The sequence below is a fragment of the Schinkia acidoalkalinis genome (assembly GCF_054301215.1).
This window is the reverse complement of the sequence record NZ_CP182573.1, coordinates 1,494,601-1,515,116: the sequence shown is the minus strand read 5'-3', so window position 1 is coordinate 1,515,116 and position 20,516 is coordinate 1,494,601. Positions and strand designations below refer to the sequence as shown.

The window sequence follows — 20,516 nt, the reverse complement described above, 5'->3', positions numbered from 1 at the left end:
AAAGCGATCAGTATGACTGGTCGCTTTTTTGTACTGTTACAGCTCATCAGCAATTCCAAGCAAAATGATACCTAGCATGACAACGATAATGACAGTGTAATGACTTTTGCTTAGTTTTTCTTTTAGGAAAATCCGTGAAAGGATAACGGAAAAGATGCTGTAGGAGGCAATCAGCGGTGCAGCTATAATCGCATTTTTAGCCATGGCAAATACATAAAAGAATTGACCTGTTGTTTCTAAAATGGCCGCTACTCCTTTATCACGCTCTTTGAAAATAGTAAACTCTACTTTTTTGATTCCCTTTAAAAAGATAAAGGCAATAACAGCACAAATAAAAAAAGTAAATTCATAGGCAAGAAGTGCTGAATCTTCACTAATAAGCTTCATCTCATCGAGATAAATTCCATCGGCAAAAGTCCCAAGGCCATCGATAATACAATATAAAATTGGGAACGTGATTGCCAAGAAGCCAATTTGATATTTTTTATCAATCTGAACGGCGTTTATTTTAAGGGCCTCTGTTTCTGCTTTCTTTTCCAGGTAGGCAAGGCTGACAACGCCAAAGGTAATGATAGCAACACCAACAATATCAATAATACCTAGATCCTGTGGGAAAAAAATAAATAATAAAATAGCAGTTACCGCTCCGGATGAATTCTGTACAGGAGATGCAATCGAAAGCTCGATATACCTTAATCCAATATATCCAATCGTCATTGATAAAATATAAAGTGCGGAAACAGGAAAATACCGTACCATATCAAACGGATCAAATGCGATTCCTTTAATAAGCATATACACTGTACCATGGAGCCCCATGACCAAGCCGACAATTGTGACAATCTTAAGATGACTGTACTTATCATTGCTATGAGATCCCTTTTTATAAAAAAGGTCAGCACCTCCCCAGGCAAATGCTGTTAAAAGCGAAAAAATAAACCACATAAATTCTTCTCCCCATTATGTATTTTTTTGAAAGTGTGATTTAAATCACACTTAATTATAATAGGAAGAGTAAATTATAAAAAGAAAAAAAGCGTATTTATGGAGGGTTTCTTTATGGATTTGCAATTACAAGAAAAAAATGTGCTAATTACCGGTGGCTCAAAGGGAATAGGAAAAGCGATTGCAAAAGTATTAATCGCAGAAGGTGCGAATGTTTCAATTGCTGCCCGTAATCTTGAATTTTTAGAAAAAGCGAAAGAAGAGTTCGAAGGCAAGGTTACTATTTTTCAGACAGATATTACAAAAGCTGATGAACGAGAAAGGCTGTTGAAAGTTTTTGTGGAAAAAAAGGGGTCTATTGATGTTTTAGTTAATAATGCCGGAGGAAGTAATGGTTCCACCGTTTTGGAAACCGAGCTCGGACTATTCTACGAAGCGATGGAATTGAATTATTTTTCCGCTGTTCATTTAAGCAAATTGGCTGTGGAATATATGAAGGAAGCGGGGAGTGGGTCCATTATTAATATAACATCAATCTATGGTCGGGAAAGCGGAGGGAAGGTTACATATAATAACGCTAAATCAGCTCTTATTAGCTTTACAAAGGCTTTGGCGGATGAAGTGATACCTTATGGGATTCGTGTTAACAGTGTTGCCCCAGGCAGCATCCTTCATGACACGGGAAATTGGAAGAAAAGGCTTGAAGAAAATCCCGAAAAAATTACAGCATTTGTTCAAAATGAAATTCCAGCTGGACGTTTCGGCATGGCTGATGAAGTTGCAAATGTCGTGGCTTTTCTAGCATCAAATAAAGCCTCTTGGGTTGTTGGTGCAAGCATCAATGTTGATGGCGGACAATCGCGGATGAATTTTTAAATATAGGATTTCCATAAAAAAGCTCTGGTATCAAAGGGGAATGATATAATCTGTATCGTGGGAGACTACTTATGAAAATGCAGAATTTTAACTAAGATTGTCCTTATATAATAGTTATTCATATGCAAATAACCAAATTTTTGATAAAGTAATAACTGTAAAAAAATAATTAATTCCTTGGAGGTAGATTTTTTGGGCGCCGAAATATTGGTACTCCTTGTACTGATTTTATTAAATGCATTTTTTTCTGCATCTGAAATGGCACTTGTATCATTGAATGATAATAAGATAAAGGTGATGGCAGATAGCGGCCATAAAAAGGCACAATTGGTTCAATCTCTTTTAATGGAACCAAGCCGCTTTTTGGCGACAATTCAAATTGGGATAACACTTGCCGGGTTTTTAGCCAGTGCTTTTGCTGCAGGCAGTTTTTCAGGAAGGTTGGCGAAATTCCTCTATCATATCGGTGTGCCTCTTAATCAAGGTACCCTTGAAACACTTTCCACAGTTATTATTACATTGGCCTTATCGTATTTCACATTAGTGTTGGGGGAACTCGTTCCGAAAAGATTAGCTTTACAAAAGGCGGAACAGATTTCGTTTTTTGCAGTCACACCATTAACGGTGTTGTCTAAGATTACTTCCCCTTTTGTTAAGTTTTTAACAATGTCTACCAATATCATGGTACGGTTATTTGGACTAGACCCTAATGCTGATGAGGAGGATGTTACAGAGGAAGAAATCCGAATGATGGTCGATGTAGGTCAGGAAAAGGGAACGATTCAAGAAGCTGAAAAAGAAATGATTAATAACATCTTTGAGTTTGATAATAAGACTGTCTCTGATATCATGACTCATCGAACGAATATTGTTGCTATTCCTGCTGATATGAGTTTAAAAGATACACTTCATATCGCTAATGTTGAAAAGTATACGAGACTACCTGTGTATGATGAAACTGAAAATATTGATCATATTATAGGGATTTTGCATGTTAAGGACTTATTCCAATTTATTGAGAGCGGAAATCAAGCTGATTTTAACCTGCGTAATATGGTGCGCGAACCTTACTATGTGTTGGAATCCATTAAAATTGACCAATTATTTAGGGACATGCAAAAGAGCAATACCCACTTGGCGATTGTTATTGATGAATATGGCGGAACAGACGGAATTGTTACAATTGAGGATTTGATAGAGGAGATTGTTGGAAATATATTTGATGAATACGATGAGCCAGAGTTGGATTTAGACGAAATAGAAGAAATCGATGAATTTCACTATATCATGGCTGGAACAATCAACCTTTATGAAGTGGAGGATACCCTCAAGATAGACTTGCCACTACATGATTATGATACATTGAGCGGATTTATGATTGGTCAACTTGGATATATTCCAGGTGTCGATGAACGACCAGCGATTGAATATAAAAATATCATCTTTGCTGTTGAAGAGATGAATGATAGGCGAATCGTAAAAGTAAAGGTTAGTGTGAAAGAAACGGTTCCAGAGGAAGAATAATAAGAGTAAGAAGGCAACTACTAGAAGTGGTTGCTTTTTTTAATGGGTAGATTACCTGTTTTCATTGCAGGTAGTATATTCGTGCAACCTAAAAAAACGAATATGACATATAGTGTGTAAATAAAATGAAAAAAGGAAGTGAATCAATGGATACGAGGGGCAAGCATCTTATTATCGACGCCAATGGCTGTAATTCTGGTATTCTTAATGATGCAAAAAGTATAAAAAAATTGATGAAAGAAACCATTAAGCAATTGGATATGGAGATTTTATCCACCAGTTTTCATTCTTTCTTCCCGCAGGGAGTAACAGGGTTAATAGGCTTATCAACATCCCATTTTTCTATTCATACTTGGCCGGAACATGGGTATGCTGCTTTTGATTTGTATACTTGTGGCAAACAAGATTTATGGCCTGCAATAGAAAAAATTCTTTTTAAAATTGAAGCAAAGCATGCTACACTTTATGATCTTTCCCGCGGAAATGAAGAAAGAACTTCCCCAATTATGAAAAAAATTAACTTAGAATCTGATACACGGAATGAAGAAATGGAAGACTCAAAAGAGCTGTTTCAACTACGAGCTGACCGTGGCAATGATTGGGATATGAAGCAGCTAAAAGAAATAGTAGGTAATGGAAAACATGATGTTCTTTACCATGGGTCAAGTGAATTTCAGGATATATTACTTGTGAAGGCGAATGATCTCCGCCTATATTTAAACCAAGAGCTGCAATTTTGTTCATTAGACGAACGACATTATCATGAGGCCTTGGTTTTTCCTGCTATGGAGACGGCAGCAACCCATGAACGAATCCTTATTTTAGGCGGCGGAGATGGCCTTGCCTTGCGCGAAGTACTTAAGTATCCGAATGTGAAGCACGTAGATTTAGTGGATATAGATCCAATGATGATTCAGCTTTCTAAATCTGAGCCAGCATTATTAATGCAAAATAGTCAATCATTTTTAGACGAGCGGGTACATGTGCACATTGAAGATGCTAAACAATATTTAACTAAAAATCAGACACAATACAATGTGATCATTATTGACTTTCCTGACCCGGTGGATTCAATTATTAGTTCTTTATATACGAAAGAGTTATTTAGTAAAGTTGTTGAACTTTTATCAGACGATGGAGCATTAGTATGTCAATCCAATTCCGCAGAGGATGCTCCTATAACCTATTGGAGTATTGGGAGAACTATTCAGGAAACTGGACTTAACACACTTGCTTATAGTGTTACTGTTCCTTCATTTGGCTTATGGGGATTTCATTTAGCAGCACATAAAAAGATTGAACCTACACTTCCTGAAATCTCAGTCCCTCACCAAGCAATTCCTACCAATATGGAGCCACTGTTTGAAATTCCTACCGATATTTTATCCCAGCAAAAGGAAGCAATCGTTAATACCAATGAAAATCTCACGTTGCATGAGTTGTATCAAAAAGAAATCGAACAGTGGTCTTAAAAAGGAGTAAACGCTATGTTAAAAGATATTTTTATTAGCCTTTCGCAAAACCAATGTTTAAATAGTGCAGCAAAAAAATATGGTTTAAAATTAGGTGCGCAAAGTGTCGTAGCGGGTACAAATATTCCGGAAGTTATGAAAAGCATTAAGGAACTAAATGCATATGGAATTTCATGTACAGTGGATCACTTGGGGGAATTCGTGACTAAAAAAGAAGATGCAACAGAGGCTAAAAAAAATATTTTAGAAGTAATGGACGCCATTCATGAAAATAATGTAAATGCCCATATTTCATTAAAGCCAACACAGTTGGGTTTAGATATAGATTTTGACTTCGCATTGGATAACGTAAAAGAAATTCTTGAAAAGGCTAGCAGTTACAATATGTTTGTAAATATCGATATAGAAGATTCAGGACACTTACAGCCCTCTTACGATATGATTGATGTGCTTTTAAAGGATTTTGATAATGTTGGTACAGTTGTTCAGGCTTATTTATACAAGGCCCAGGAATATGTTGAAAAATATAAAGATCTTCGTGTCCGCATTGTAAAAGGGGCATATAAGGAACCTGTAGAAATTGCTTTTCAGGATAAAAATGATATTGATGAAAATTATATTAAAATAGCCAAATGGCATTTGTTAAATGGAAAGTTTACATCTATTGCAACACATGACCACCATATTATTAATCATTTGAAAAAGTTCATCAAACAAAATAATATTCCAAAAGACAAATTTGAATTCCAAATGCTATATGGATTTAGAAAAGAACTTCAATTGCAGCTTGCGAAGGAAGGTTATAACTTTTGTACGTATGTACCTTTTGGAAGTGACTGGTACGGCTATTTTATGAGACGTTTGGCTGAAAGACCACAAAATATTAATCTTGTTGCTAAATCAATTTTTAACAAGAAAACAAATACTGTACTTGGTTTAACGGCAACTGCCTTTATATTAGGAAGAATGAGTAAGAAGAAAAAGTAGATAAAAAAACAGTCCTTCATTGCGTAAATGTAGGACTGTTTTCTGTTAATACTGATAGTATGTGTCTTTCTAATTAATAACTGCAATTATGCCTTCATCATCGTCAAGCACCAGCTCGATACCGGCATAAGGGTCACGATTTAGAACTTCCCCAATCCACATGCGAAGGGCTTCAATTAAGTTTCCGGTCGTTAACACCTGCATTCGACCACCTGCATAAACTTCAGCAGAAAAGCCGTAGTCATCATCATAAATTAATTCTACCTCAACCTCTTCGGGCTTTACTTGCTTTTTCTGAGAAATATAAAGGCAGGTTGCATTGATAATATCCTGCTCGGGAATGATTAACCTCTCCATGGATTAACATCTTCTTTTTTCTTTTTATTTTTGAAATAAGTGAATATCCCGCGGATAAGAGAAATCAACACGATAATTGCAAAGACGTTAACCAATAGGCCGAGAATTGAGCCTAAAAATCCCATGTTGCCAAACAGACCACCAAAAAGTAATCCTGCCAGACCACCGACCATTAATCCCTTCATAAAGCCGCCTTTTTTAACTGGATTTGGTGTTACAGCTGATTTATTTGTCGTTGGTGAATCGGCCTTTTTATTTTGGAAAAAGGAATTGTTATTGTTTGTCCTGTTATTATTAAAATTAAAGCTTTTCTTTCCCGAACTGTATCTTTTTGCATCAACTGTTGTTGGCTGATCTTGGAAGATTGCAGTTCCAACGGGTGTAAAAATAAGTGCTGCTGTAAGAACAGCTGCCAATAATTTTTTCATTAAATATTCCCTCCATGTTTCTTCTATTACAATCATTCTATAGTATTTACGTTGCAAAATAAAATAAGTTTCACTTTTTTAAGGATTTTTTCAATGACAAGAAATTGGAACAGTTTCACATAAAGGACAACATTGTGATAGGGACTATATAACCTTTAATGGTAGAATGTGGTGTAGATACGTAGAGTTGGCTTGAAGGGAGGAATAATTATGAAAGTACAAAGAAATTCTCAAAAGCCGATGATCTATTATTTCTTCATTGCCATGAGTATTGTACTTGTGCTGAATGCCATTATTTTACCAACTATAGTAGATAATAAAATTACAGAAGTCGACTATGGAACGTTTTTAACACAAATAGATAAAGGTAAAGTAAAAGAGGTTGAAATAACAGAGACCCAAATCTCTTATACAGCTCTTAATAAAAAAGGTGAGGAGTCTTCTTATATAACAGGACGGATGGACGACCCCGACTTGGTCAATCGTTTGTACCGGGCAAAGGTTCCTTTTACATCCATCATACAAAGTAATGATTCCTCTCTTATTAACTTTATTTTGACTTGGATCTTGCCGCTCATTATATTTATTTGGATTAGCCAAATGTTTATCCGGAAGATGGCGGGTAAAGTGGGAGGGGCTGGTCAGACATTAAGTATTGGTAAAAGCAACGCAAAAATTTATGTGAAAGCTGAAACAGGAAAATCCTTTGCTGATGTTGCCGGGCAGGATGAGGCCAAGGAGGCGTTGCAGGAAATTGTCGACTTTCTCCATAATCCTCGGAAATATAAAGAAATTGGGGCTAAAATACCGAAAGGCGTATTGTTGGTTGGTCCTCCAGGTACAGGAAAAACATTGTTGGCGAAAGCGTTGGCAGGGGAATCCAAAGTCCCGTTCTTTTCAATCTCAGGTTCCGAGTTTGTCGAAATGTTTGTCGGGATGGGGGCTGCACGTGTCAGGGACCTATTCAAACAAGCTCAAGAAAAAGCACCATGTATTGTTTTCATTGATGAAATCGATGCTATTGGTAAAAGTCGAAATTCAGTGGGGATTAGCAGTAATGATGAAAGGGAACAAACGCTTAATCAGTTATTAGCTGAGATGGATGGCTTTGATGCTGATAAAGGTGTCGTGATTTTGGCTGCCACGAACCGCCCGGAAACACTGGATAAGGCGTTGTTAAGACCCGGGCGATTTGACCGCCGAATTCCTGTTGAATTACCTGATGTGCAGGGCCGTGAAGCGATTTTAAATGTTCATGCCAGTAAAGTGAAACTAGGCAATGATATTGATTTAAATGCAATAGCAAGAGCCACCCCAGGTGCATCCGGGGCTGATTTGGCCAATATCATTAATGAAGGTGCCCTTCGTGCTGTTAGACTAGGGCGAAGTCATATTGCGCAAAGTGATTTAGAGGAATCTGTTGAAGTTGTCATTGCCGGTTATCAAAGAAAAAATGCCGTTATCCCGATGAAGGATAAATTGAAGATTGCTTACCATGAGATCGGTCATGCATTAGTAGCGGCTAAACAGAATCACTCTGCACCCGTCCACAAAATTACAATTATCCCACGGACTTCCGGCTCCTTAGGCTATACAATGCAGGTTGAAGAAGGCGAGCAGGTGTTGCTTACAAAAGAGCAAGTTCTAGATAAAATTACTACCTTTATGGGTGGACGGGCAGCGGAGGAAATTGTTTTTCAATCAATAACCTCTGGAGCGTCAAATGATATTCAACAAGCAACTAGAATCGCAAGAGATATGGTGACAAGATTTGGCATGAGTGATGAATTTGATATGATGGCACTCGAAACAGTAAATAATCCATATTTAGGTGGCGATACAACCCTTTTAGTATCTGCTGAAACTTCTGCCAAAATTGATGCCGAGGTATTGAAAATAATAAAAACTGCCCATCAGCGTGCCACAGAGCTTTTAGAAGTGAATAAAGAAAAATTGCATGAACTAGCCCAGTACCTTGTAGAGAAGGAAACAATTACTGGCGAAGAGTTTATAGCAATATTGGCTGAATAGATTTGTATAGAAATAAAAACCGGAGTAAGACTATAAAAAGTCATATTCCGGTTTTTTGTGTTTTGTAGGAAATCAATATTTTGGAGGAGGAAAAGGGATGGATCAAGCGATAAAAAACAACATGTCGAAGTCACCATATGGCATTCTTTCCGTTTTAATGATTGGAGCTTTTATCGCATTTTTAAATAATACATTATTAAATATCGCATTGCCTTCCATAATGAAGGATTTAAAAATTAATACTGCAACCGTTCAATGGCTGTCAACTGGATTTATGTTAGTGAACGGAATTTTAATTCCGATAACCGCATTTTTGATTGAAAAGTACTCGGTTCGGCGCCTGTTTTTAGTGGCAATGAGTTTATTTACAGCTGGAACAATTATCGCTGGCACTGCCCATATTTTCCCCATCCTATTAACTGGGCGGATGACCCAAGCATCGGGATCTGCGATTATGATGCCGCTGTTAATGAATGTAATGTTGGTTAGCTTTCCGGTTGAGAAAAGGGGAGCGGCCATGGGGGTTTTCGGATTAATTTTAATGGCCGCCCCTGCGATTGGTCCAACTTTATCAGGTTGGATTGTCGAACATTATGACTGGAGAATGCTATTCCATTTTGTCACGCCGATTGCTGCTCTCGTTTTAATCCTCGGCTTTTTCTTACTCAGAGATAAGAAAGAAAAAGTGAATATCCGCCTTGATTTTGCCTCGCTGCTGCTTTCAAGCATAGGTTTTGGTGGAATCATGTATGGCTTTAGCTCTGCAGGGAATAAGGGCTGGGACAGTCCACAGGTTTATTTACCGATTGCCATCGGTGTAGTTGCTCTAATATGGTTTATCACGAGTCAGTTAAAGAAAGAACGTCCGTTGCTAAATTTTCTAGTATTTAAATATCCGATGTTTGCCCTGTCATCAGCCATTACAATGGTAGTTAATATGGCTTTGTTTTCAGGAATCCTGCTGCTTCCAATTTATATGCAAACACTACGTGGGATTACTCCGATGGATGCAGGTTTAATGCTGCTACCTGGTGCGATTATTAGTGCGATTATGTCGCCGGTTACAGGGCGTTTATTTGACAAGTTTGGTGGCCGTATCCTAGCGGTTATCGGTCTCGCTATTTTAACAATAACAACCTTTTATCTCAGTCAATTATCGTTGGAAACGACCAATACTTACTTAATCACGATATATGTGATCCGTGCATTTGGAATGTCAATGGTGATGATGCCTGTATCTACCAATGGTTTAAATCAATTGCCGGTGCGTTATTATCCGCATGGAACGGCCATGAATAATACATTAAACCAAGTATCAGGTGCAATTGGTACAGCATTGTTGATAACGATCATGACAAACCGGGCGACATCCGCTGGAGAGAGATTAGCTACAGATGCCATGCATCAAGCAGGTATGACAGGCCAGCCAACGCAGTCTGCGCTAGCAGCGATAAGACAACAAATTGAAATGAAAGCAATGCTCGAAGGGATTAACTATGCATTTTTAATAGCGACTTTTATTGCCGGGCTTGCCTTCGTTCTATCATTCTTTATCCAAAAGGCGAAACCCGCTGAGGATCCGGATGCATGTAAGCAAACCGGTCAAAAAGTAGTGCCTAAATTAGTTGAAAATTAGAAACGGGAGGAAGCAAAGGAAATTCTTTGCTTCTTTTCTTTGATTTTTTCGACTTTTCCTAATTTACGCACTTAAATTAATTACAAAAAGTTTTACATAGTTACATAATATTTCGTGATTCGACAAGACCTCGTATAATCCTATTATACAACAGCAGATGATTACGCTTTCATTTGCTGGAACTTTTACAACATTAAAAAAACCAGACAAGGGGTGGAAATATGAAGCACTTTTTTAATTTCAAAAGTCTAACGTTTCAAGTAATAGCCGGTATCATCCTCGGTATCATTTGTGGAGCATTGTTTCCAAAGTTCGGTGCAGAGTTAAAAGTACTTGCCGATATCTTTATTAAAATGATTAAAATGATTATTGCTCCAATCATTTTCTTAACAATCGTTGTTGGTATTGCCGGTATGGGTGATATGAAAAAGCTTGGTCGAATTGGTGGGAAGACGCTCCTTTACTTTGAAATTGTTTCAACAATTGCCTTGGCAATTGGTATTACCATCGCCAATGTTTTTAAGCCTGGTAAAGGTTTTGATACTAGTGCTGCATCAGCAGATGCAGTTGCTCAATATACAAAAGCTGCAGCAGAGTCTAGTCATGGCGTAATGGACTTTATCTTATCAATTATCCCAGATACATTCTTAGGAGCTTTTACAAACGGTCAATTATTACCAGTTTTATTTGTAGCAGTACTTTTCGGTGTTGCCCTTGCTCAATTAGGTCAAAAAGGAAAACCAATCCTAGATCTTTTTGAAAAAATTTCTGAAGTTATGTTCGGTATTGTAAATATCATTATGAAGGCATCTCCAATAGCTGCGTTCGGTGCAATGGCCTTTACAATTGGTAATTTCGGTCTTGGCTCATTGATCTACCTTGGAAAACTAATGGGCTCAGTTTACACAACAATGTTCTTATTTATCGTTTTCGTGCTTGGTGCAGTTTGTAAGTTCTATGGATTTAATGTTTTCAAATTCATTAATTATATCAAAGATGAAATTTTCTTAGTTGTCGGTACATCTTCATCTGAAACAGCATTACCGCCAATGATGAAGAAGCTTGAAAAGTATGGTTGCTCTAAATCTGTTGTAGGTCTTGTATTACCAACTGGTTACTCTTTTAACCTTGATGGAACATCTATTTACTTATCAATGGCAGCATTGTTTATTGCCCAAGCCTATGGTGTAGATCTTTCATTAGGAGATCAAATATTACTTCTTGGAGTATTGATGCTTACATCTAAAGGGGCAGCAGGTGTAACAGGATCAGGATTCGTAACATTAGCAGCTACACTTGCTGTATTCCCATCCGTTCCAGTTGCAGGTCTTGCATTAATTCTTGGAGTAGACCGCTTCATGTCAGAAGCTCGTGCTGTCACAAACTTAATTGGTAATGGTATTGCAACAGTAGTTGTTTCGAAGATGGAAGGCGAGTTTCATCCTGGATTAGCTGAGGTTTCCGGTAAGGAGACAGAAGAAGTTTCAGCTTAATTAAACAGATCTAATGGATAAATTAGGTAAAAAGGCTGTTCTACTACAGAACAGCCTTTTTTATGGTTTGTGAAAACCTGATTAAAAAAGTTTTGTTACTTTCATAAGTTTATTAACAGTAAATTCAAACGATTACTACCTTATTTTTAGAATTACCAACTTTGTTTTATAATATGATTAAAGTTTCTTGCATTTTTTGGAGTGAGTATATGTTTATTCGAAAACTAAAACTTAGCACGATGATTACTACATTAGTTTGTCTTGTTGTTCTTGTATCATTGCTTATAACAGATGTATTATTCAGTACGACCATCAATAAGTACATTGTTAAGACTTTGGAGGAAAGAGCCATCATTCTTTCAAATGTTGTTGCAGACTCAGAAGAAGTAAAAAATGGATTGATACATGTGGAACATGAACAGGATATTCAGGACTATGCCAATAAAATTTTAAAAGCATCAGATGTTTTATATGTTGTTGTCATGGATATGAATGGAATTCGTAAATCTCATCCGATTCCAGAAAGGATTGGCGGGTTATATAGTACACCGGACCATAAAGCCGTATTAAAAGGAAAACAATATGTATCTATTTCAAAAGGTACGATGGGGAATTCTTTAAAAGCCTTTACACCAATCTATGATAAAAATCATGTTCAGATTGGAGCCGTTTCCGTTGGAATTTCATTGGAACGAGTGGATGAAGCTATTCAGTTAAGCCGTAGAAATATTTTAATTGCAACTAATATCGGCCTATTAGTAGGGGTTGTTTGTGCTTTTATTGTTGCTAGATTTATTAAACAAATCTTGTTTGGATTGGAGCCTCTTGCCATAGCAAAAATCCTTGAAGAGCGGGATACCATGCTGCAGTCTGTGCGGGAAGGAGTCATAGCGGTAGATCAAGATTCTACAATTACACTTGTAAATAAATCAGCAAAGCGTATTTTTAATATGGCTGGTTTATCAGAAATCCCGCTTGGTAAGTCCATACAGGATTTACTTCCCACATTTTATATGGAAAACGTCTTAAAAACGGGAAAGTCAGAATTGGATGAAGAGTATACGGTTAACGGGGTGTCCATTCTCGTAAATAAAGTACCTCTTATAGTCAATAAAAAAGTCGTTGGTGCAATCGCGACATTTCGTAATAAGACAGAAATTGATGAATTGGCTGAGCAGCTAACAGGTGTTAAATCCTATGCGGAAGCATTACGGGCACAATCCCACGAGTTTATGAATAAGCTTCACGTCATACTAGGAATGGTTCGCATGGGGATGTATGAGCAGTTAACGAAATTTATCAGTACTCTCGTAGATAGTCGCCATCATGAAGTAGATAATGTTACTAAAAATATTAAAGATCCCGCACTGGCCGGTTTTATCATGGGGAAACTTAGCTATTCCAGAGAAAAAAACGTAAATTTATTCTTTGATATTAAAACCGTTCTACCAGAGTTGAAAAATTTAACTACAACCCATGAATTAGTCACAATCTTGGGAAACCTTATTGATAATGCAATCGAAGCTATGGAAGAAAGTGCGATTAGGGATATAGAAGTATCCATGCATTATTTTGCAAACCAACTTGAAATAAACGTTTCAGATACGGGTCCGGGATTTTCTAAAGAGAATATGGATCATATATTTGATAAAGGTTTTTCAACAAAAGGAGAAAACAGGGGCTATGGACTTTACTTGGTGCAGCAAAGTGTAAATCGACTTGGCGGTGAGATTAGCATTTATTCAAGATTAACTGGTGGTGCAAAAATTATCATCGTTATACCATTTGAGACGAAAATAGGAGGCGCTGGAAGGTCATGATAAAGGTTCTTATCGTTGAAGATGATCCAATGGTCGCAGAAATTAATAAGCGTTATTTAGAGGAAATTGAGTTTTTTTCACTGATTGGCCTGGCTCATTCTTATAGTGAAGCCCTTCCTTATATAGACCAGGAAGAGATTGACCTTTTATTATTAGATGTTTATATGCCTGGAAAAAATGGTTTAGATCTCTTGGCCTACATTAGAGAGAAAGAAAAAAGTATGGATGTCATTCTGATTACAGCAGCATCTGATGTTGAAAAAGTAAAGACAGCATTAAGATATGGCGTTGTTGACTATTTAATTAAGCCCTTTGAATTTGAGCGGTTTAATTATGCTCTTTCTGCTTATCGGGAAAAATTTATTTTTTTACATAATCAACGTAAGGTAAACCAAAAAGAACTAGATGAAATGATTCTTAGCATGGAACAAAAGACAATCAGTAGGGAACCATTGTACTCACTGCCAAAAGGATTGACAAAAAGTACATTGCAAATTATTGTGGCAGCTATAGAAGAAATGGGGAGGGGAGTCCCATTTTCTACAGAAAATATCGCAGAGAAGACTGAAATCTCAAGGGTATCAGTAGGAAAGTATTTGAAGTTTTTAAAGGAAATAAAGGTGCTGGAGGAAAATATCACGTATGGAATCGGTAGGCCAGTTTCTTTGTATGTGTACAAAGATATGAGTCATGCCATTCTTAATCATTACTTGTAAGAAGAAAGACAACTCATAAAAATAAAGGTAGAGGTTGCTCCTGTTTTTGGATCAATCTCTATTTTTTTGTATTAATTGTTACAGTAACAACGAAGAAAAAAAAATCTGTTTTGGTACAGTAAAAAGCTAGCTTGTCGGAAAGATTCGTTTTGTGTCGGAAAACTAAAAATTCACCCTATTTTGAAGTTATAATTACTATATAAAACCATTAAGGTGGGGTAGAAGTATGAAAACACATATAGAGAGAATTAGAGACCCTAGATTAAGGGATCGGGTAGTAACAGCAGAAGAAGCAGCATCATGGGTTAAGGACGGAATGACAATTGGCATTAGTGGTTTTACTAGAGCAGGTGATGCAAAGGCAATTCCATTTGCACTAGTTAAACGTGCTGAGAAAGAAGCCTTTAAAGTCAATTTATTTACTGGTGCTTCTATTGGCTCAAATATTGATAAGATGTTTACCGAGGCAGGCATCATTAGAAAACGCCTTCCATATCAAGCTGATAAAACAATGCGAGATGGAATTAACAGAGGAGATGTACTATTTGTCGACGCTCATCTTTCCCATGTTGCTGAATTAGTTCGTAACCAGGCGCTTGAGCCAATTGACTTTGCCGTTATTGAAGCCCTTTCCATTACAGAGGATGGAATGATTATCCCAACTACATCTGGCGGCAACTCCTATGTATTCGCAAATTATGCAAAAAATATAATTATTGAACTAAATGATGCTTTTCCATTAAGTTTAGAAGGATTACACGATTTTTATGATCCAGGTGAACAAGGGAAGAGACAACCAATCCCGTTGACGAAACCATCTGATCGAATTGGAACAATTGGTATCCCGTATGATCCTGAAAAGGTAAAGGGAATTGTATTTACGCATTATCCTGATACACCATCACCAACCGTACCGCCTGACGATGAAACAGCAACAATGGCAAATCATCTACTAGGCTTTTTACGTAAGGAAATTGCAGAAGGAAAATTACCAGCAAAGCTTCCAACCTTGCAATCAGGTGTAGGTTCTGTTGCGAATGCAGTACTTCATGGTTTGCTAGAATCAGAATTTGAAGATTTGGAACTGTATTCAGAAGTATTACAGGATGCTGTGTTTGATTTAATGGATGCCGGAAAAGTTACCTTTGCATCTAGTTGTTCCTTAGGTTTATCAGAAGCTAAAATGGATGATGTATACTCCAATTTTGATAAGTATCGTGACCGCATCATGCTTCGTCCACAGGAGTTATCAAATAACCCGGAAATCATCCGCCGCTTAGGCTTGATTTCCATTAATGCAGCATTAGAATTCGACATCTATGGAAATGTGAACTCTACCCATGTAATGGGCTCAAAAATGATGAATGGCATTGGCGGTTCCGGTGACTTTGCTAGAAATGCTCGTTTAGCAATTTTTGTTACAAAATCAATTGCGAAAGATGGCAAAATTTCAAGTATCGTACCTTTTGTTTCACACGTTGACCATACTGAGCATGATGTTGATGTTGTTGTAACAGAACAAGGCTATGCTGATCTTCGTGGGTTAGCACCAAGAGAGCGTGCTGAAGTCATCATTCAAAATTGTGTACATCCAATGTACCGAGCACAGTTATGGGACTATTGTACTGAAGCTTTGACAAGGGGTGGCCAAACTCCACACGTACTAGAAAAAGCCTTATCATGGCATATAAATTTACAAAAATATGGAACAATGCAGCCGAAAATAGAAGAAAAAGTGGAAGAAACAGTATAACTTCCATATGAAACCGGGAATGATATTTTCATTGCCGGTTTTTTTTTATTTTTCAATATTCGCTTTTCATGTATAATAATAGAGTTATAAACGATGGGAAAGAGAGTGGAACAAGATGGGTCGTAAGTGGAACAATATTAAAGACAAGAAAGCATCAAAGGATGCCAATACTAGTCGCATCTACGCTAAATTTGGCGTGGAAATCTATGTTGCAGCAAAGCAAGGGGAGCCTGATCCAGAAGCAAACCAAGCTTTAAAGTTTGTCCTTGAACGGGCAAAAACATATAATGTACCAAAACACATTATTGACCGCGCCATTGATAAAGCAAAAGGCGGCTCTGATGAAAACTATTCCGAGTTACGTTATGAGGGATTCGGACCAAATGGTTCAATGGTAATTGTGGATGCTTTGACAAACAATGTGAATCGTACAGCATCAGATGTACGTGCAGCCTTCGGAAAAAATGGCGGCAATATGGGCGTGAGCGGATCTGTCGCTTATATGTTTGATCAAACAGCTGTTATTGGTATAGAAGGCAAGTCAGAAGAAGAGGCGCTTGAAATTTTAATGGAAGCGGACCTCGATGTTCGTGATATTATCGAAGAGGATGAAGCCATTATCGTTTATGCTGAGCCTGAACAATTTCAAGGTGTCCAAGAAGCATTTAGAAATGCAGGCGTTAGTGAGTTTACTGTAGCTGAAATCACAATGCTTGCGCAAAACGAAGTGACTCTACCAGAAGATTCTCAAGCCCAATTTGAAAAAATGATTGATGCCATTGAAGATTTAGATGATGTGCAACGTGTGTATCACAATGTTGATTTAGGAGAATAAGGAAGTGGGACGATGGGACTTACAGTAGTCCTAGTCCCACTTTTCTTTTTGTCCATAAAGAGAAGTACCGCTGCAAATGAGGAGATTCATGTCTATGAAAGAACATTATTATGATAAATTATTGAACATCAAAACAGTGGGCCTGCAAAAGAATGATAATGCATCCCTTCACTATCACCGTTATGAGCCGACACCGTACATTGCCCTGGAAGCATTATTTAACGATTACGAGGTAAAAGCGAGTGATCATATCGTTGATTTTGGATGTGGGAAAGGCCGCTTAAACTTTTATATTCATTATTTTTTTCATGCCTCTGTCAAGGGTATTGAAATGAATCAAGCTTTTTATCAGGAAGCAATTGACAATAGAACAACTTACCTAAAAAAATATAAAAAGAATAAAGAGAAAATACAGTTTCATTGTTGTTTGGCAGAAGAATATGAAATCGGTTCCTTGGATAACCGCTTTTATTTTTTTAACCCATTTTCTATTCAAATTTTTATGGCTGTGATTATCAATATTCTGCTTTCAGTCGGAGAGTCGCAACGAGTGATAGAACTGGTTTTATATTATGCTTCAGAGGATTATGTCTATTTTTTAGAAAATCATACTGCTTTTGAACTTCAAAAGGAAATCCTTGTGCCTGGGTTATATGAAAATGACCCATATGAGCGGTTCTTAATCTATCGATTGGAATAAGTTAGGAAAACAGTGAGAACCGTCCCCACTGTTTTCTTTGTTTTAATCTGAATATACTGACAATTTTTTTATAAAATGATATATTCAATAGAAAGGGGGAGAATAATAGCTATGGAGTTTAGAAAAAAAGATGAATCGTTTACATTCTATGATAATCAGGGGAATTTAATCGAAAGGAAGACTGAAGTGCGGTTTGACCCGCTTACAGGTGAATCTTCTCGACTTATTTTTGATTCGGGGATGGTTATTACACCTCCAGACTACACAGAGTTAGCTGAACAAACAGCTGGGGTGAAGTGCCCGTTTTGTCCGGACAATTTATACAAGATGACCCCGGTGTTCCCTAATGAGATAGCGGAAGATGGTAGAATTCAGAAAGGGGAAGCCGTTGTATTCCCAAATTTATTTCCATACAGCAAGCATAACGCTGTCGTCATTTTTTCCGGACAGCATTATGTACGACTAGAAGAATTTACCGCGGAATTGATAAAAAACGCCTTTTTAGCAGCGCAGGAATACATACAAAATGTTGCGGAAACAGATTCGAAGGCTGATTACGCTTCAATCAACTGGAACTACTTACCACCATCAGGTGGAAGCATCCTTCACCCGCATATTCAGCCTATCGTGTCAGAATCTCCGACAAACTATCAAGCTCTTATAAATGAAGAGGGCGCGAAATATGAACAAGAAACAGGACAAGAGTTTTTTATAAGCTTGTATGAAACTGAAAAATCTCTTGGTGAAAGATGGATTGGTGAGTTAGGGAACGTAGCGTGGCTTCATGCCTTTGCACCGAAAAGCCATCATGACTATATTGCCATTTTCCCAAAAGCACACTCTATTTTTGATGTAAGCGAAGAGGATTGGTTGAATTTTGCCAAAGGGATCAAAGTAATGTTTGCTTCCTTACATGAACAAGGTTTTGCAAGCTTTAATATGATGCTGAATGTTTCTCTTGATCGGGAATCCAGGCAGCCAGTTTATGCACATCTTATTCCTCGATTAACAATCGGAATGCTCAATACGAGTGACATAAACTCCTTTCAGGCTTTACACCAGGAGCCGCTTTCATTCAGAACGCCGGAGGAAATTGCAGCGATAGCACGACAGTATTTTGAGAAAATGAATAAAGGATGGTAGTCAAAAAGGAGAGTTTAGGCCCTAAAAGCGCTTATGCTCTCCTTTTATTATTATTCTAGTTTTTTGAGTAGACGTTTTAAATTTTTAATGCATAAAAGCGTTTTGGTGTTAAATTGATAAATAACTAGCAAATTTCTACCCAATTTCATTAAATTTGTTGTCTTTTGTCGAAATAGTCTGTATAATCCCTGTAGCCAAAAAGAATATTCAGTATATATGGGCACTTTGGTAAGTTATTTTTGAATAATAGTTAAGGAAGTGTATTGGTAAAATGGCTACTGTAAAGTTTTTCTATGGTGAAAATATTCCGTTGGAGATGCACAAAGCACGTATTGTACAAAAAATCAATCTTCAACCAATTGAGCGTCGCTTGGAAGCAATGAAAGAAGCAGGCTACAATACTTTTTTGCTGAAAAACACTGACATCTTTATGGATATGCTAACGGATAGTGGCGTAAATGCCATGAGTGATAAGCAGCAGGCAGCAATGTTGGAAGCTGATGACAGCTATGCCGGCTCTGTTACTTTCACAAAATTGGAGCAAAAAATAAAGGAGATTTTTGGCAAGGACTATTATCTTCCTGCACACCAAGGACGTGCTTGTGAAAATATCATTTCGCAGGCGTTTGTGACACCTGGAACAATCGTACCGATGAACTACCATTTTACTACTTCAAAGGCACATATCGTTTTAAACGGCGGCCGGGTTGAAGAAATTTTTACAGATGAAGCATTAAAGATCACTAGTGATGCTCTATTTAAAGGGAATGTGGATCTTAATAAATTAAAAGACTTAATTGAAACAAACGGTGCTGACAAAATTGCCTTCGTTCGTCTTGAGTCCGGTACAAACCTAATCGGCGGCCAGCCACACTCACTTGAAAATATGCAGGAACTGCGTAAAGTTTGTGACGAGTATGGCATTTTGTTAGTTTTTGATGCTAGTTTACTAGCGGATAATTTATACTTTATTAAAACTCGTGAAGAACAATGCAAAGATATGAGCATTCGTGAAATCACACGGAAGATTGCCGACTTAGCTGATATTATCTATTTTTCAGCCCGTAAACTTGGCTGTGCTCGTGGCGGCGGCATTTGTACAAACAGTAAAGAAGCCTATCTGAAAATGCGTGAGTTAATTACCTTATATGAAGGGTTCCTTACTTATGGCGGGATGTCTGTCCGCGAGATGGAAGCGATGGTCGTTGGTTTAGATGAAACAATGGATGAGCATATGATTAATCAAGGACCGCAATTTATTGAATATATGGTAAAAGAGCTTGTGGAAAGAGGCGTTCCAGTCGTAACTCCTGCAGGGGGATTAGGATGCCATATCAATGCGATGGAATTTGTTGATCATATTCCACAAACTGAATATCCTGCTGGAGCGCTTGCAGCTGCATTCTATCTTGTCAGCGGTGTCCGCGGCATGGAGCGTGGAACGTTATCAGAGCAACGTGATGAAGACGGGAATGAAATCCTGTCCCATATGGAGCTTTTACGTTTAGCGATGCCGCGCCGCGTTTATTCGCTTTCCCATGTGAAATATGCTGTCGATCGCATTACTTGGCTATATGAAAACCGTCATTTAATTGGCGGCTTGAAATTCGTGGATGAGCCAAAAGTATTGCGTTTCTTCTTTGGTAAACTCGACACAACGAATGATTGGGAGACAAAGCTAGTTGAAAAATTTAGAGCGGATTTCGGCGATAGCTTGTAAGCCGAGAATTGTGTGACAAAAGTCAGAGGTTAAGCACCTCTGGCTTTTTTTATATAAAAAATAATTAAATCCCACGAAGT

17 protein-coding genes are annotated in these 20,516 nt (G+C 37.6%); 14 read left to right on the top strand and 3 right to left on the bottom strand.

Annotated elements, in window-relative coordinates; all coding sequences use genetic code 11:
* Positions 1–36: 36 nt before the first annotated feature.
* On the bottom strand, positions 37–945 hold the full coding sequence (locus ACNQFZ_RS07945) for an EamA family transporter (RefSeq protein ID WP_458414739.1): 909 nt from the start codon (positions 943–945) through the stop codon (positions 37–39).
* A gap of 114 nt (positions 946–1,059) precedes the next feature.
* Between ACNQFZ_RS07945 and ACNQFZ_RS07940 the strand changes: the two genes are divergently transcribed.
* From ACNQFZ_RS07940 to ACNQFZ_RS07925, 4 genes are all read left to right on the top strand, one after another.
* The gene (locus ACNQFZ_RS07940) at positions 1,060–1,821 is read left to right on the top strand and encodes an SDR family NAD(P)-dependent oxidoreductase (RefSeq protein WP_458414738.1); all 762 of its coding nucleotides are present in this window, start codon (positions 1,060–1,062) and stop codon (positions 1,819–1,821) included.
* Positions 1,822–2,013: 192 nt separating this feature from the next.
* Positions 2,014–3,345, top strand: a complete 1,332-nt coding sequence (locus tag ACNQFZ_RS07935) for a hemolysin family protein (RefSeq protein WP_458414737.1) — start codon at positions 2,014–2,016, stop codon at positions 3,343–3,345.
* A 146-nt stretch (positions 3,346–3,491) separates the two neighbouring features.
* Positions 3,492–4,817, top strand: a complete 1,326-nt coding sequence (speD, locus tag ACNQFZ_RS07930) for an adenosylmethionine decarboxylase (protein WP_458414736.1) — start codon at positions 3,492–3,494, stop codon at positions 4,815–4,817.
* Between the two features lie 15 nt (positions 4,818–4,832).
* Entirely contained in the window at positions 4,833–5,804 is a 972-nt protein-coding gene (locus ACNQFZ_RS07925; protein ID WP_458414735.1) for a proline dehydrogenase family protein, read from the top strand.
* Between the two features lie 69 nt (positions 5,805–5,873).
* Here ACNQFZ_RS07925 and ACNQFZ_RS07920 read toward each other — a convergent pair whose 3' ends face one another.
* The gene (locus tag ACNQFZ_RS07920; RefSeq protein ID WP_458414734.1) at positions 5,874–6,161 is read right to left on the bottom strand and encodes a YxcD family protein; all 288 of its coding nucleotides are present in this window, start codon (positions 6,159–6,161) and stop codon (positions 5,874–5,876) included.
* Positions 6,149–6,589, bottom strand: a complete 441-nt coding sequence (locus ACNQFZ_RS07915) for a hypothetical protein (RefSeq protein ID WP_458414733.1) — start codon at positions 6,587–6,589, stop codon at positions 6,149–6,151. Before ACNQFZ_RS07915 ends, ACNQFZ_RS07920 begins: the two co-directional genes overlap by 13 nt.
* A gap of 210 nt (positions 6,590–6,799) precedes the next feature.
* Here ACNQFZ_RS07915 and ftsH point away from each other — a divergent pair, with 210 nt between their 5' ends.
* The 10 genes from ftsH to ACNQFZ_RS07865 all read left to right on the top strand — a co-directional run bounded on the left by ftsH (position 6,800) and on the right by ACNQFZ_RS07865 (position 20,436).
* Entirely contained in the window at positions 6,800–8,620 is a 1,821-nt protein-coding gene (gene ftsH, locus ACNQFZ_RS07910) for an ATP-dependent zinc metalloprotease FtsH (protein ID WP_458414732.1), read from the top strand.
* Positions 8,621–8,717: 97 nt separating this feature from the next.
* Positions 8,718–10,256 carry a DHA2 family efflux MFS transporter permease subunit gene (locus ACNQFZ_RS07905; protein ID WP_458414731.1) on the top strand — a complete coding sequence of 513 codons (1,539 nt, stop codon included), beginning with the start codon at positions 8,718–8,720 and terminating at the stop codon, positions 10,254–10,256.
* Positions 10,257–10,477: 221 nt separating this feature from the next.
* A complete protein-coding gene (locus ACNQFZ_RS07900; protein ID WP_458414730.1) occupies positions 10,478–11,749 on the top strand; it encodes a dicarboxylate/amino acid:cation symporter in 1,272 nt (423 codons plus the stop codon).
* Positions 11,750–11,958: 209 nt separating this feature from the next.
* Positions 11,959–13,569: a DcuS/MalK family sensor histidine kinase gene (dcuS, locus tag ACNQFZ_RS07895; protein WP_458414729.1), complete on the top strand. Its 1,611-nt coding sequence runs from the start codon at positions 11,959–11,961 to the stop codon at positions 13,567–13,569.
* A complete protein-coding gene (locus ACNQFZ_RS07890) occupies positions 13,566–14,285 on the top strand; it encodes a response regulator (RefSeq protein WP_458414728.1) in 720 nt (239 codons plus the stop codon). Before dcuS ends, ACNQFZ_RS07890 begins: the two co-directional genes overlap by 4 nt.
* Before the next feature lie 226 nt (positions 14,286–14,511).
* Positions 14,512–16,038: an acetyl-CoA hydrolase/transferase family protein gene (locus tag ACNQFZ_RS07885; RefSeq protein WP_458414727.1), complete on the top strand. Its 1,527-nt coding sequence runs from the start codon at positions 14,512–14,514 to the stop codon at positions 16,036–16,038.
* Positions 16,039–16,153: 115 nt separating this feature from the next.
* On the top strand, positions 16,154–16,873 hold the full coding sequence (locus tag ACNQFZ_RS07880; protein ID WP_458414726.1) for a YebC/PmpR family DNA-binding transcriptional regulator: 720 nt from the start codon (positions 16,154–16,156) through the stop codon (positions 16,871–16,873).
* A 94-nt stretch (positions 16,874–16,967) separates the two neighbouring features.
* Positions 16,968–17,573, top strand: a complete 606-nt coding sequence (locus tag ACNQFZ_RS07875) for a methyltransferase (RefSeq protein ID WP_458414725.1) — start codon at positions 16,968–16,970, stop codon at positions 17,571–17,573.
* 111 nt (positions 17,574–17,684) lie between these two features.
* Positions 17,685–18,716, top strand: coding sequence for a hypothetical protein (locus tag ACNQFZ_RS07870; RefSeq protein ID WP_458414724.1), 1,032 nt, complete (start codon positions 17,685–17,687; stop codon positions 18,714–18,716).
* A gap of 271 nt (positions 18,717–18,987) precedes the next feature.
* Positions 18,988–20,436 (top strand): tryptophanase, encoded by a 1,449-nt coding sequence (locus tag ACNQFZ_RS07865; protein ID WP_458414723.1) that lies wholly within the window; start codon positions 18,988–18,990, stop codon positions 20,434–20,436.
* Positions 20,437–20,516 lie beyond the last annotated feature (80 nt).

Coding starts and splice junctions, on each gene's coding strand:
- speD (WP_458414736.1), top strand. CDS start 3,492: ATGGATACGAGGGGCAAGCATCTTATTATCGACGCCAATGGCTGTAAT.
- ACNQFZ_RS07885 (WP_458414727.1), top strand. CDS start 14,512: ATGAAAACACATATAGAGAGAATTAGAGACCCTAGATTAAGGGATCGG.
- ACNQFZ_RS07915 (WP_458414733.1), bottom strand. CDS start 6,589: ATGAAAAAATTATTGGCAGCTGTTCTTACAGCAGCACTTATTTTTACA.
- ftsH (WP_458414732.1), top strand. CDS start 6,800: ATGAAAGTACAAAGAAATTCTCAAAAGCCGATGATCTATTATTTCTTC.
- ACNQFZ_RS07925 (WP_458414735.1), top strand. CDS start 4,833: ATGTTAAAAGATATTTTTATTAGCCTTTCGCAAAACCAATGTTTAAAT.
- ACNQFZ_RS07900 (WP_458414730.1), top strand. CDS start 10,478: ATGAAGCACTTTTTTAATTTCAAAAGTCTAACGTTTCAAGTAATAGCC.
- ACNQFZ_RS07865 (WP_458414723.1), top strand. CDS start 18,988: ATGGCTACTGTAAAGTTTTTCTATGGTGAAAATATTCCGTTGGAGATG.
- ACNQFZ_RS07940 (WP_458414738.1), top strand. CDS start 1,060: ATGGATTTGCAATTACAAGAAAAAAATGTGCTAATTACCGGTGGCTCA.
- ACNQFZ_RS07920 (WP_458414734.1), bottom strand. CDS start 6,161: ATGGAGAGGTTAATCATTCCCGAGCAGGATATTATCAATGCAACCTGC.
- ACNQFZ_RS07875 (WP_458414725.1), top strand. CDS start 16,968: ATGAAAGAACATTATTATGATAAATTATTGAACATCAAAACAGTGGGC.
- ACNQFZ_RS07880 (WP_458414726.1), top strand. CDS start 16,154: ATGGGTCGTAAGTGGAACAATATTAAAGACAAGAAAGCATCAAAGGAT.
- ACNQFZ_RS07890 (WP_458414728.1), top strand. CDS start 13,566: ATGATAAAGGTTCTTATCGTTGAAGATGATCCAATGGTCGCAGAAATT.
- ACNQFZ_RS07870 (WP_458414724.1), top strand. CDS start 17,685: ATGGAGTTTAGAAAAAAAGATGAATCGTTTACATTCTATGATAATCAG.
- ACNQFZ_RS07945 (WP_458414739.1), bottom strand. CDS start 945: ATGTGGTTTATTTTTTCGCTTTTAACAGCATTTGCCTGGGGAGGTGCT.
- ACNQFZ_RS07905 (WP_458414731.1), top strand. CDS start 8,718: ATGGATCAAGCGATAAAAAACAACATGTCGAAGTCACCATATGGCATT.
- dcuS (WP_458414729.1), top strand. CDS start 11,959: ATGTTTATTCGAAAACTAAAACTTAGCACGATGATTACTACATTAGTT.